Source organism: Nocardia arseniciresistens, from assembly GCF_046764875.1.
GTDB lineage: Bacteria > Actinomycetota > Actinomycetes > Mycobacteriales > Mycobacteriaceae > Nocardia > Nocardia arseniciresistens.
This window is the reverse complement of sequence record NZ_JBKORD010000008.1, coordinates 84,391-97,424: the sequence shown is the minus strand read 5'-3', so window position 1 is coordinate 97,424 and position 13,034 is coordinate 84,391. Positions and strand designations below refer to the sequence as shown.

The 13,034-nt window shown below is 67.2% G+C and carries 10 protein-coding genes; 3 read left to right on the top strand and 7 right to left on the bottom strand.

Annotation, left to right across the window (positions count from 1 at the left end):
• Positions 1-33: 33 nt before the first annotated feature.
• The 7 genes from gatB to ACLMAJ_RS16275 form a co-directional block, all read right to left on the bottom strand.
• On the bottom strand, positions 34-1,539 hold the full coding sequence (gene gatB / locus ACLMAJ_RS16305; RefSeq protein WP_412014544.1) for an Asp-tRNA(Asn)/Glu-tRNA(Gln) amidotransferase subunit GatB: 1,506 nt from the start codon (positions 1,537-1,539) through the stop codon (positions 34-36).
• A 130-nt stretch (positions 1,540-1,669) separates the two neighbouring features.
• A complete protein-coding gene (locus tag ACLMAJ_RS16300) occupies positions 1,670-3,073 on the bottom strand; it encodes an alpha/beta hydrolase family protein (RefSeq protein ID WP_412014543.1) in 1,404 nt (467 codons plus the stop codon).
• A gap of 53 nt (positions 3,074-3,126) precedes the next feature.
• Positions 3,127-4,161, bottom strand: coding sequence for an ATP-dependent 6-phosphofructokinase (locus tag ACLMAJ_RS16295; protein WP_412014792.1), 1,035 nt, complete (start codon positions 4,159-4,161; stop codon positions 3,127-3,129).
• Between the two features lie 77 nt (positions 4,162-4,238).
• A complete protein-coding gene (locus ACLMAJ_RS16290) occupies positions 4,239-5,126 on the bottom strand; it encodes a serine hydrolase (RefSeq protein ID WP_412014542.1) in 888 nt (295 codons plus the stop codon).
• Positions 5,116-7,221 (bottom strand): serine/threonine-protein kinase, encoded by a 2,106-nt coding sequence (locus tag ACLMAJ_RS16285; protein ID WP_412014541.1) that lies wholly within the window; start codon positions 7,219-7,221, stop codon positions 5,116-5,118. Before ACLMAJ_RS16285 ends, ACLMAJ_RS16290 begins: the two co-directional genes overlap by 11 nt.
• 74 nt (positions 7,222-7,295) lie before the next feature.
• Positions 7,296-7,964 carry a response regulator gene (locus ACLMAJ_RS16280; protein ID WP_412014540.1) on the bottom strand — a complete coding sequence of 223 codons (669 nt, stop codon included), beginning with the start codon at positions 7,962-7,964 and terminating at the stop codon, positions 7,296-7,298.
• On the bottom strand, positions 7,961-9,286 hold the full coding sequence (locus ACLMAJ_RS16275) for a sensor histidine kinase (RefSeq protein WP_412014539.1): 1,326 nt from the start codon (positions 9,284-9,286) through the stop codon (positions 7,961-7,963). Before ACLMAJ_RS16275 ends, ACLMAJ_RS16280 begins: the two co-directional genes overlap by 4 nt.
• A gap of 192 nt (positions 9,287-9,478) precedes the next feature.
• Here ACLMAJ_RS16275 and ACLMAJ_RS16270 point away from each other — a divergent pair, with 192 nt between their 5' ends.
• The 3 genes from ACLMAJ_RS16270 to ACLMAJ_RS16260 are packed head-to-tail and all read left to right on the top strand — an operon-like array spanning position 9,479 to position 13,029.
• Positions 9,479-9,799 carry a hypothetical protein gene (locus tag ACLMAJ_RS16270; protein WP_412014538.1) on the top strand — a complete coding sequence of 107 codons (321 nt, stop codon included), beginning with the start codon at positions 9,479-9,481 and terminating at the stop codon, positions 9,797-9,799.
• 27 nt (positions 9,800-9,826) lie between these two features.
• Positions 9,827-10,540: an ABC transporter ATP-binding protein gene (locus ACLMAJ_RS16265; RefSeq protein WP_412014537.1), complete on the top strand. Its 714-nt coding sequence runs from the start codon at positions 9,827-9,829 to the stop codon at positions 10,538-10,540.
• Positions 10,537-13,029, top strand: a complete 2,493-nt coding sequence (locus ACLMAJ_RS16260; protein ID WP_412014536.1) for an ABC transporter permease — start codon at positions 10,537-10,539, stop codon at positions 13,027-13,029. The genes ACLMAJ_RS16265 and ACLMAJ_RS16260 overlap by 4 nt, the downstream gene beginning before the upstream one ends.
• The last annotated feature ends 5 nt before the right edge of the window (positions 13,030-13,034 follow it).

Sequence of the window (13,034 nt, the reverse complement as noted above, 5' to 3'; positions counted from 1 at the left end):
TCGCGGCCCGATTCGGTTGTGACCGTGTAAAACTCAGCCGCAGGCGGCGAGAACCAGTTCACGCACCCGTGCTGCGTCGGCCTGCCCACGCGTCGCCTTCATGACATCGCCGACGATCTTGCCCGCGGCCTGGACCTTGCCGGAACGGATCCGATCCGCGATGTCGGGGTTGGCGGCGAGCGCCTTTTCGATCTCGGTCTGCAACGCGCTGTCGTCGCTGACCATGCCGAGCCCCTTGGCCTCGACGATCTCGGCGGGGCTGCCCGCACCGGCGAGCACGAAGTCGACGACCTGCTTGGCGACCTTGTTATTCACCGTCTTCGACTCGACGAGCTTGATCACCTCGGCGACCTGGGCCGGTGTGATCGGCAGGTCCTCCAGCGAAACCTCGCGCTCCTTGGCCTTTTCGGTGAGGTAGGCGACCCACCAGGACCGGGCTTCGTTGACGGGGGCGCCCGCGTCGACGGTGGCGATGATGAGGTCGAGCGCGCCCGCGTTGACGAGGTCGCGCATCACCTCGTCGGACAGCTCCCAGTCGGCCTGGATCCTGCCGCGACGCAACCACGGATACTCGGGAATGGTGGTGCGCAGCCGCTCGACCCAGTCCGCGTCGGGCGCGACGGGTTCCAGGTCCGGCTCGGGGAAGTAGCGGTAGTCCTCCGCGGTTTCCTTCACCCGGCCCTGCGAGGTGCTGCCGTCGGCCTCATGGAAGTGGCGGGTCTCCTGCACGATGGTCTTGCCCGCGACCAAGCGCGCGGCCTGGCGCCGCATTTCGAAGCGGACGGCGATCTCGACACTCTTGAGGGAGTTCACGTTCTTGGTCTCGGTGCGGGTGCCGAATTCCTTCGCGCCGATATCCATCAGCGAAACGTTGGCATCGCAGCGCAGCGAGCCCTGTTCCATCTTGACGTCGGAGATCTCGAGCGACTGGAGCACCTGGCGCAGGGCGGTGACGTACGCGCGCGCCACCTCCGGCGCCCGCTCCCCCGAGCCGGTGATCGGCTTGGTGACGATCTCGATCAGCGGCACACCGGCCCGGTTGTAGTCCAGCAGTGAGTGACTCGCGCCGTGGATGCGGCCGGTCGCACCACCGACGTGCAACGACTTGCCCGTGTCCTCTTCCATGTGCGCGCGCTCGATCTCGACGCGGAAGACGCTGCCGTCGTCGAGCACCACGTCCAGGTGGCCCTCCGTGGCGATCGGCTCGTCGTACTGGCTGATCTGGTAGTTCTTGGGCTGGTCGGGGTAGAAGTAGTTCTTCCGCGCGAACCGGCCCCACGGGGTGATCGAACAGTTCAGCGCAAGCCCGATCCTGATCGCCGACTCGATGGCCTTCTCGTTCACCACCGGCAGCGAGCCGGGCAGACCGAGGCACACCGGGCACACCTGAGTGTTCGGTTCCGCGCCGAACTCGGTGGGGCAACCGCAGAACATCTTGGTCGCGGTATTCAGCTCGACGTGAACCTCCATGCCCAGCACCGGCTCGAACCGGGCGATGACATCGGCATAGTCCATCAGGTCGTCGGAGGGTGCGCTCATGGCGACAAGTCTATTCACCCACTCGCCGGAGGATTCCGAGGGTTCCTGCGGCCGATCCGACGGCCGCTGCCGACCTCTATCGGCAGCCACTCCGATCACCGCTGGGTGTCCTCGTGGCCGCCGGTAGGCACTACTTCGGCGGGAACCGCTGGGTCAGCCAACCAGTGAAGTAGGTCAGCACCTCGGGCGACATCGTTGTCTCGATTTCGCTGTATTCGCTCGGCTTGCCGGTCTCGGTGGGCTGCATGAGGTGGTTGAGGCCGGGGAAGGTGAGCACCGTCGCGTCGGGGTCGGCGGCGAGGTTCTCGCGCATCGGTTGTTCGTTCTGGGCCGGGGGGACCTGGAGGTCTTTGCCGCCGTAGAAGGCGAGGACCGGCATGCGCAGTGCCTTGAGCGCGGGGGCTGGGTCGTAGGCGACCAGGGCCGCGAAATACGGGGTGATCTGGGCGTCGACGTCGGATTCCTTGACGCGCATGCCCTCTGGGAGTGCGGCGTTCTGTTCGCGGGCCAGTTTCTTGGCGCCCTCGATGTCACCGACGCGCAGCAGGTTGGTCAGCGCGGTGGTGTCGCGGACCTGGGCGGCCACTGTGTCGGGTGGCGTGCCATCGGCCGCGCCGATCAGTTCGGTCTGCTCGTTCACGACGTCGGCACCGACCACCGAGGGGCCTGCCATCGCGATGACGAACGCGACGCCGCTATCGGGGCGCGAAGCGACCAGCGGTGCGAGGTAGCCGCCCTCGCTGTGGCCGAACAGTCCGACGCGGGCCGCGTCGATGCCGGGACGGCCACGCAGGAAGCTCACGCCCGCCGCGACGTCGCCCGACAGGTCGGTGTAGTTCGCCGCGTCGAGGTCGCCACCGGTGCCGCCGATACCTCGATCATCGGTGCGCAGCACCGCGTAGCCGGCGCGGGTGAGCGTGTCGGCGACGAGCAGGAAAGGCTTGTGACCGAGCAGGGTCTCGTCACGATCCTGCGGCCCGCTGCCGGTGATCAGCAGCACCGCGGGGAACGGCCCATCGCCCTGCGGCTGGGTGAGCGTGCCTGCGATGGTGATGTCACCACTGCGGTAGGTGATGTCCTCGGAGCGGTACGGGAATGGCGGCTTCGGCTCCTGTGGACGCGTGGGCTGCGCGACGGTGCCACGCTCCAGCGCGAGCGGGAAGCTCTGCCCACCCTGGACGAAGTCGCCGGTGATCTTGACCGCGTCGGAGTCGTACCTACCGTGGAACTTCGGGTCCCCGGGAATATCGGCGATGGCGAAGTCCACCGCGTCGCGGTCGGTCTTCACGTCCTTCAACGGCGCCGCGTGCACATTCTGCACCGGGATGTCGATGGTCGCGGTGTCGTCATCGGCGAAGGTCACCCCGATATCGATCGGCCGTCCTGGGGTCTCGATCGCGCCCTTCCATTCACCGGTCACCGGGTTGGGCGGGTTCGAATCGGACCCCGACGAACACCCGGCCACCACAGCGGCAACAACGAACAGAACGAACGCGATCACTCGACCACTGCGCATGGTGACCAGAATACCCATGCCGCAACATTCATCGGATGAATCATCGGGCCGTCATGCGCAATCGGCATTACTCAGCCGAAGAATGCCTCCGCTTCGCGGTAGCGGTCTTCCGGGACCCGCTTCAACTGCTTGGTGGCTTCCGAGAGCGGGACCAGATCGATCGCGGTACCGCGCAGGGCGACCATTTGGCCGAAGTGACCCGCGTGCACGGCTTCTGCGGCGTGTAGGCCGAAGCGGGTGGCCAGGACGCGGTCGTAGGGGGTGGGGCTGCCGCCGCGCTGGACGTGGCCGAGGACGGTGGTGCGAACTTCTTTGCCGATGCGGCGTTCGATTTCGACGCCGAGTTGCTGGGCGACGCCGGTGAAGCGCTCGTGGCCGAATTCGTCGATGCCGCCCTCGCGCAAGGCGAATCCGGAGTCCGGCGCGGGGTGCGCGCCCTCGGCGACGACGCAGATGAAGTGCTTGTCGCCACGCTGGAAGCGGCGCTTGATCATGGTGCACACCTCGTCGACGTCGAACGGCACCTCGGGAACCAGGGTCAGGTGCGCGCCCGCGGCCATACCCGCGTGAATGGCGATCCAGCCCGCGTGGCGTCCCATTACCTCGACGAGCATCACGCGCTGATGCGATTCCGCGGTGGTATGCAGCCGATCGATGGCTTCGGTGGCTATGGACAACGCGGTGTCGTGGCCGAATGTGACGTCGGTGCAGTCGATGTCGTTGTCGATGGTCTTCGGAACCCCGACCACGGGGACCCCCTCGTCGGAGAGCCAGCTCGCGGCGGTCAGCGTGCCTTCACCGCCGATCGGAATGAGCGCTTCGATGCCGTTGTCGTCGAGGGTCCGCTTGATCTGGCCGAGTCCGGCACGCAACGTGTCCGGGTTCGTGCGAGCGGTGCCGAGCATGGTGCCGCCCTTGGTGAGCAGCCGGTCGGTGCGGTCGTCGTTGAGGATCGGGATCTTGCGGTCTTCCAATAGACCGCGCCAGCCGTCCTGGAAGCCGATGATCGCGTCCCCGTAGCGGCCGTTCGCGGTACGAACGACGGCGCGGATGACCGCGTTCAGTCCGGGGCAGTCTCCGCCTCCGGTCAAGACTCCGATGCGCATGGCGAATATCTTGCCCCGCATCGCGGGACCGTGGGGCCTCGCCCCCGTGAACCGTGCGTAACGGGCATGCGGTCGAGTCAGGAACAAGCGCCGCCGGAGAGTTCATCGAGGTGCTGGGAAACGAGGGTCGCCAGCTTGTCCAGTGCCGTCATACCGTCGGAGAACGCACCCGAATCGGGTTGCACCGCAAATGCGATGGCGATCTGCCCGCCCGCTGTCGGCACCAACCCGAATTGCCGCACCAGGTATTGGCCGGAGGCGTCGGGTCCCCAGCCGCCCTTGAATTCGGCGCCGGTGAACGCGCCGAGGCCCCAGCGTTGATTGGGCGTGATCTGCTCCATCAGTGAGATCACATTCCCCGTCTGCGACAGGCACGGCAGCCGCGAGGCGAACCGAACCTGTTCGGTCAGCGCCCAATCCGCCTGACCGAACGCCGAAACATCGGCCCTTGGCTTCGCGGACGGCACGGTGGTTTTGGTGTCGCCACCCTCACGCAGTACCGCCTCGACCGCTTTGGCCGCCTCCTGGCTGGAGCCGAGGGACTGCCACAGTGTGTCGGCGGCGGCGTTGTCCGATTGGGTGATCGCCGCCGTGGCGGCATAGGTGGTGTTGACGGTGCCGCGGCGCAATGCGGCGACCGTCAGCGGAATCTTCATGGTCGACCAGGCCGGACCGGTGGTCCAGTCGCCGAAGGTGACCATCTTGTCGCCGCCGACCGGCATGACCGCCATCCCGGCACGACCGCGCATACCGGCCTGCCATTCGGCGAAGCCCGCGGCCAGCGTGCCGGGGATGGTCAACGATAGATGCTGCTGGTCGGTATGCGCCGCGGCCTGAGTGATGCTCGACGGTGGCGGCGACGCCGAGTCCGCGTCGGAGCCCGCGCATGCGGTCAGCGGCAGCAGCGCAGCCAGCGCCGCGGCGCCGAAACCCTTTCGGAATCGCCGGGATCTATCAGTAGACATACACCACCGCGTTCTCACCGCCGCTGCACGTGACCAGTTGGCCGTCAGCGGCGCAATTCATCGTGTAAACCCGGCCGGTGACCGGGCTGGTCGCCACCACTGAGCGTGGTGCGCGCGAGACATTGGTGGCGGCGGATTCGGCGTATGCCTCACGGACCGCTTCGGCGAACTCGCAACTGGTCACCTGGCTGCCTGCGGCCGCGTGCGTGAACGTGCCCTGACCAGGTCCGCCTGCCGAGCACGGCCGTGCGCTCTCCGGCAGTGCGACGGGCGTGGACGATGCGGACGCGGATGTTGTCACAGGGGCTGTCGTGGTGGTCGGCGTCGCGTTGGGGCGGGCCGACGCTGTCACAAGTGCCCCTGACTCGACGCCGGTGGCAGAGGTCTCGGAACTACTGGAACCGAGCAGCTTCCAGCCGACCACGCCCGCGACGGAGAGCAGGGCGACGACCAGCACACCGATCACGATCGGCATCACGACCGATTGCCGACGCGGCGGCGGATAGTAAGGGTCCGTGGCCGAATCCGGCCCGTAGTAGTCCTCATTGTCATCGTCATAGCCGCTTGGCGACGAATAGTCCTCGCGCGCTTGATAATCGGTCGCGGCCGAATATTCGGATGCCCGGAAATCACGGCCTGCGGCGTGCTGAGGTTGGGGTGACGGCTGGAACGGTGAGTTCGACGGCGCGCCGGAGAACTGCTGTGGATCCGAAAAAGGCTGCGGCTCAGGATAGAACGGCGGTTCTGGACGCGGCGGCGCTTCGTAGCGTTGCGTTTCGGGCGCCTGGTCCGCGTACTGCTGCGGTCCCCGGTACAGCCGTGGTTCCGAGTATCCCCGCGGCTCCGAGTACTGCTGCGGCTCTGAAAAACCCTCCGGTTCCGAAAACCCGCGCGGTTCCGAGTATCTCTGCGGTTCCGAAAACTGCTCCCCGCCAGGGTCTTGCGCATCGGGATATTGCTGGCCGCCCGAATGCTGCCGGCCTTCCCGGTACAGGTGCGCGTCCGGAAACGACCGAACCGGCGTCGACTCATACGGCGCGGGCGGCCCGAACGGCGTTGCCGCGGGCCGTTGCGGCGGCAGCGGCGTGAACTGGAGGTCGGTCTGCGTCACCACGGTCGGCCCGGTCGGGTGGATGACCAGCTCACCGGTCGTCTCCGGCGGAATGAATGCCGAATGCCGTTGCATCGCAGAGGGATCGGACTGTCCGAAGGTGGCGGGATCCGGCGCACGGACCACGAAGGTCGGGGTGGCCGGGGTGGGCGGGGTCCCCAAGGTGGCCTTGGCGGATCGCGCCAGATCCATCGCCGTGGGATACCGGTCGTCGGGATCTTTGGCCATACCGCGGGCGATCACCGCGTCCATGGCGGCCGGAATCCCCGGCCGTTGCACGCTCGGTCGCGGCGGCGGCTGGGAAAGATGCGAGCGGATCAGCACGCTCATGCTCGCCGCCGGGAAGGGCGTCGATCCGGTGAGACACTCGTGCAGCACGCAGGCCAGCGAGTAGATATCGGCACGGCCGGTCACATCGCCGACGTCGAACCGCTCGGGTGCCATATAGGTGTAGGAACCGATCGCCATCCCGACCTGGGTCATCGCACTGTCGCCCTCGGTGTGGGCGATGCCGAAGTCGACCAGATAGGCGAAATCCGCTTCGGTGACCAGAATGTTGGCGGGCTTGACGTCGCGGTGTACGAGGCCGTCGGCGTGCGCGGCATCCAGGCCCGCGGCGATCTGCTCGATGATCCCGATCGCGCGTTCGGCGCTCAACGTGCCTTCGTGGCGCAGCAGCGAGCGCAGGTCGAGGCCCGGCACCAGGCGCATGTCGATGAACAGCGTGCCATCGATAACGCCCCAGTCGTGGATGGGGATGATGTGCGGTTCTGCCAGCCGAGCGGCGGCCTGTGATTCGCGCCGAAAACGCACCTGGTAGCCCGGGTCCTGGGCAAGTTCCTCCGACAGCAGCTTCACCGCAACCACGCGGTCCTTCACCGTGTCGTAGGCCTCATAGACCTCGCCCATGCCGCCTTTGCCGAGCAGCGAGCGTAGTTCATACGGCCCGAATCGACTGCCGACCCTACGACCAGGTCCGTCCACCCCGTCATTCCTCCACATCCCGGGCCGAGGTCACGCGCCGCCGATCACGATGGTCCGCGACCGGGGCCTGCCCGTCAGACAGTGGATTCTCCTGGTGACACCACCCCGTGGTCAAACGCAAACACGATCGCGGCGGCCCGGTCGCGCAGCTCGAGCTTGCCGAATATGTGTCCGACATGGCTTTTCACGGTGACTTCCGAGATGCCGAGTTCACGCGCGATTTCGGTATTGACACGGCCGCGGCCGATCAGTTCGAGCACCTCGTACTCGCGCGCGGTCAGCTCGACCAGGGGCGAATCCTTGGTGCGCACAGGTCGCACGGTGCGGTAGGCGGCGAGCACGCGGCCGGTGACCGCGGGATCCAGCCAGGCCCCGCCCCCTGCCACTGTCCGCACCGCGCGGATCAGATCCTCGGCGGGTGAATCCTTGAGGATGAAACCGGCGGCCCCCGCGCGCAGCGCGCCCGACAGCAACTGGTCGTCGTCGAAGGTGGTGAGCACGAGCACCGGCGGCGCGCCGTCCTTGGCGCGCAGCATCCTGGTGGCGTCGATACCGCCGATGCGTTTCATCCGCAGGTCCATGAGAACGACGTCGGGTCTGCCGGTCGTGAGAGCGGCGGGCACCTCGTCCCCGTCCGCGCATTCCGTGACGACGAAACCGTCCCGCCTGCGCAGGATGCGCCGCAGCCCGCCGCGGACGAGTTCCTGATCGTCGACAACCAGAACGGCGACCTCGCCGCTCACGCGCCCTCCCGCGCCGCGGCGGGGCCGATCAGCGAACACCACGGCCCTGTCCGGCCGGCGAGCGGGAACTGTGCGCGCACCGACCAGCCATCGTCGAAGGGACCCGCGGTGATCCGCCCGCCGAGCAATTCGGCGCGCTGACCCATCCCGGACAAACCCATTCCATGTCCTCGATTCTGTGGTAATCCCGTTGGCAGCGTGTTGTTCACGACGAGGGTCACCGTGGCCGGATCCACCATCAGCCGGACGGTCGCGGACCCACCCGGCGCATGCTTGACGACATTGGCGAGCGATTCCTGCCCGATCCGGTACAGCGCGAGCCCGACCGCGGCGGATACGGCGCCGAGATCGGGCGCGGCGGTGTAGCGGACATCGAGGCCCGCGCGCAGGAAATCACCGACCAGATCGCCGATATCCTCGAGGCCCGGTTCCGGAGCCTGTTTCGATGGCCCCGCGTCGAGCAGTCCGATGATGCGCCGGATGTCGGCCATGGCCTGCCTGCCGAGTCGCTCAGCGTCCACGAGCGCGTCCACCGCGTCGTCGACGTCGCGATCGGTCTGGAGCGCGTGCCGTGCCGCGGTGAGATGCAGCAGCGTGATGCTCAGCGAGTGTGCGATCACGTCGTGCACCTCGCGGGCGATGCGGCGGCGCTCCTCGTCGGCCGCCCGCGCTGACCGGATCTCCTGGAACTCGCGCTCCTGGTAAAGGAACCGGCGCTGGTACTGCATCATCACCCCGACCAGCCAGCCGAGCGCGATCCCGAGGATGTACATCGGCAGACCCTCGAGGCGTACATCCGTCGAACTCCAGTGCAGATGCCCTGCCATATCGAAGGCGCACAGTTCCAATATCGCGACAACACCGAAGACCACACTGGCCCGTCTCGGAGCGATGGCCGCGACCTCGCCGATACTCACGATGAGAACGAACGGCGCGAAATCCCCAGACACCGGCTGGATCAGGAACAACGCCGTCCCCACCATCGCGGAGGCCCCGACTATGGCAGGCCACGGCCGCGTGCCGAATATGCAGAACAGCGGCGCGGCCATGAACATCAGGAGCATGGCGAGCACCGGGAGCACTGTCGGGAAGTAGCTGTGCCGCTGTATCGTCGCCGCGGCGCCGACCATGAAAAGCGCCACGTCGGCGCTGAGGATCACGTTGGGCGGGTAGTCGAACGGGAGTTCTTCGAGGTTCTGCCTGACCACCGCGATGGGGTGACGCATGAACGCGAGGGTGCGTGACCGAATGGTCCCGGTCTCACGGAACGGAATCGCCGGTCCGGCGCTCCCCGGCGAGATCATGGCGTGGGTCACATCCATCCTGTAAGGCTAACCGTCCGATCGCCCCTGGTCATCGTCCCGTGAGCGGTCCGCTCCTCCTACCGGAGGCGGAGATCGATTCGGGTCCCTGGCACGAAGACAGCGCATTTCGGCGGCCGTAGCGTAGGCCGCATCCTCTCCGCGCGGCGTCATCCGCGGCCGGAGACGACCACATAACGGAAGGCGAATGCCATGTCCTGGAAAGATCAGCACGCCCGAACCGACATTGTGCACACCGTGCTCACCCGTGCGGCCGTCGATCCGGATAGTCCGGACCTGTTCTCGGGGATCCCGGGGCTGGAACGGCTCTTCGGCGGCCAGGATGGCCTGTTGCTCGCACTGCGTTATCGGTGGAACCTACATTTCGCCGCGAAAATGGAGCAGGCTCTAGTGGAGGGAAACTCCGCCGTCGATGTGTATCTCGAGCTCGCCGCGGAACAACCCGCGCTACGTGCGGTGCTCGATGCGCAGTATCGGCGCAGCCACGCGGCGTCCGAGGCAATGGCTCGATAGTTGGACGAAAGAAGGTGGGGGACAGCCATGTCGGATCACGCCATGCTGGAACTATCGGATATCACCAAACAGTACCGAGTGGGCGAGCAGACCGTGCGCGCACTCGACGGGGTCAGCCTGCGCATCGAGACGGGCGAATTCACCTCGATCATAGGACCTTCCGGCTCGGGCAAGAGCACACTGCTGCATCTACTCGGTGCGCTCGACCGCCCCGATTCCGGATCGATCCGCTTCCAGGGCGAGGAGATCGGCTCCCTGGACGAGGAACGACAGTCCGAATTCCGCCGCCACCGTGTCGGTTTCATCTTCCAGTTCTTCAATCTGCTTCCCACTTTGACGGCCTGGGAGAACGTCGCGATACCGAAGTTGCTGGACGGCACAGGGTTACGTAAGGCCAAACCGCGTGCGCTGGAGTTGCTCGACAGGGTCGGACTCGGCGACCGTGCCGAGCACCGGCCCGCCGAATTGTCGGGCGGGCAGATGCAGCGGGTCGCGGTGGCTCGCGCGCTGATCATGGACCCGCCGTTGATCTTGGCCGACGAGCCCACCGGCAACCTGGATTCGAAGACCGGTGCCGCCATCCTCGAGCTGCTCGGAGATATCGCGGGCAGTGGCAACTCGGTGGTGATGGTGACCCACGATATGGGTGCGATCGAGTACTGCGATCGGGTAGTCACGTTGCGCGACGGTCAGATCGGCTCCAACGACAAGGTCGACCTCGCGCAGCGAGTGCGGGCGTGATCGGCGCGGCGTGGGATCGGCTGCGGCTGTTCAATATCGGTGAACTGCTCGCCCATCGCGGCCGGACCCTCATGTCCCTGGCGGTGATGGGCGTTTCGGCGGCTCTGCTCGTCGCGGTGTTCAGTATCTCGGGCTCGGTCACCGGCTCGGTGGATCGGCTCACCCGCAGTCTCGGCGGCAAGGCCGCGCTGGAGATCAGCGGTGTCACCGACGCGGGCTTCGATCAGCAACTACAGCAACGGATCACCACAACGCCCGGCGTCGAGAAGGCGGTGCCGATGTTGCGCGCCCAGATCGGCAGCGGCTCCGACCGAGCGCTGTTGATCGGGGCGGACGCCGGCATCGCCGCGCTCGGCAGCGAGCTGGCAGGTCCGATGGGTGTGCAGGCGGGCAAGCTGCTGAGCGTGCCCGATGGTGTCCTCGTCGGCGCCGCGATGGGCCGCTCGGAGGGTGAACGGTTCACGCTCGGGTCCGGAACGGTCACCGTCGCAGGCATTCTCGACGACGAGTCGTCCAAGCAGCTCAACAGCGGTCATATCGTCGCCACCTCGCTCGGTGTGGCGCAGAAAGTGACCGGCCGGACCGGGCGCCTGGATTCCATCCAGATCATCGCGGCGCATGACACCGATATCGGGACGCTGCGCGATGCGCTGACGAAGGTCGTCGACGGACGCGCCGTTGTCGCCGAACCGAGTCTGCGCACGGCCCAGGCGGGCGGCGCGATCCAGCTCGTGCGGTATTCGACACTGATGTCCTCGGCCGCGGCGTTGATCGTCTCGGCGTTCCTGATCTACAACGCGATGAGCATGGCGGTCGCGCAACGCAGGCCGGTGCTGTCGCTCCTGCGCGCCATCGGCGGTAAACGCGCGCCCATGGTCCGTGATCTGCTCGCCGAGGCGGCGCTGCTCGGTGTGCTCGGCGGCGCGGTCGGGGCGGTGTTCGGTGTCTTCATGGGCCGCAGCGCAATCGACCGGCTGCCCGCCGCGATCGTGCAATCGGTGGAAGCGCGTACCGAGTACATGGTGCCCGGATACGCGATTCCCGTCGCGATCGCCGCGTGCGTGTTCGCCAGCGTCGCCGCCGCGGCCATCGCGGCGCGCCAGGTATACAAGGTCGAGCCGATCGAGGCACTCGTCCCGGTCGGGGTGGCGCGGACCGACACCGCTGATCCGGTGCTGCGCTGGGTTGCCGTCGTGGTCGGACTCGGGCTTGCCTGCACGGCAATCGGCATCGCCGAGGCCGATCTCGGCCGCTATTGCCTGGCCTCCATTTCTACTGCCTTCATCGCGGGCGTTGCGCTGTGCTTCGCGGCGACGGGTCCGATCGTTCGCGTTGCGGCGGCGGTGGCCCGCCTGTTCGGCGCGCCGGGCGCCTTGGGGGCGACCACGCTGGAACGCGCGCCGCGGCGGGTGTGGGCGACCACCATGACGGTGATGATCGGGGTGGCCGCGACGGTGGCCATGGGTGGAGCGTCGCGCAATATGGTCGATTCGGCTGCCGCGACCTTCGAGGACCTCGGCACCACCGACCTCTACGTAAGTCCGAGCGCCATGGAGCAATTCCCCACCGGGCCGCTGCTGCCGAGCGACCTTCGGGACAAGATCGCCGCGGTTCCCGGCGTCTCCGAGGTAAGTCCGGCGCAGATGGCGTTCGCCACCCTCGGCAGCGGGCGGGTGCTGTTGCAGGGCTATCCCACCGAGGTCGACGGTGCTGTGACCGGTGTGGTGCATCACGACGTCGTCGCGCGCATGGGCGCGGGCGAGGGGGTGGTGATCTCGCGCGATGTCGCCCGATCGCTCGGGGTGGACGAGGGCGCTCGGGTCACGTTGCCCACCCCGTCCGGAGATCACATTGTCACTGTGCTGCAGGTGATTCCGTATTTCTCCGCGATCGCGGGTGTGGTCATGATGGACCTCGGGCAGATGCGCCAGTGGTACCAACGACCTGGCGAGACGATCCTGGCGGTCACCATGCAACCGGGCGCGGACCACAGCGCGGTGCAGGCCACGATCCGGCAGGTGGTGCCTGCCGGTATGCACGTCGACACCGGCACGGCCGCGGTCACCGCGATCTCGTCGAGCGTGCGGCAGGGCGCGGCGATGAGCACCGCCATCCTCTGGATCGTGGTGCTTGTCGCGACGGTGGCGCTGCTGAACACGCTGATGCTCTCGGTGCTCGAACGGCGTCGGGAGCTCGGCGTGCTGCGTGCCATCGGCACCAGCCGCAAGTTCCTGCTGCGCTCGGTGCTCGCCGAAGCCGCGGGCATCGGGTTGATCGGTGCGGCAATAGGTCTCGTCATCGGGGCGGCGGTCCAGTATCTGGCCACCATCGCGATGGGCCATGCGATGACCATCGACATCGTGTACGCCCCGAGCCTGATCCTGCTCGTCTACGGTGCCGCCGCGCTGTTCCTCGCGCTGCTCGGCTCCATTCCTCCCGCGCTGCGCGCGGCGCGGATGCCGATTGTGGAGGCGCTGGCCGTCGACTGATTCAC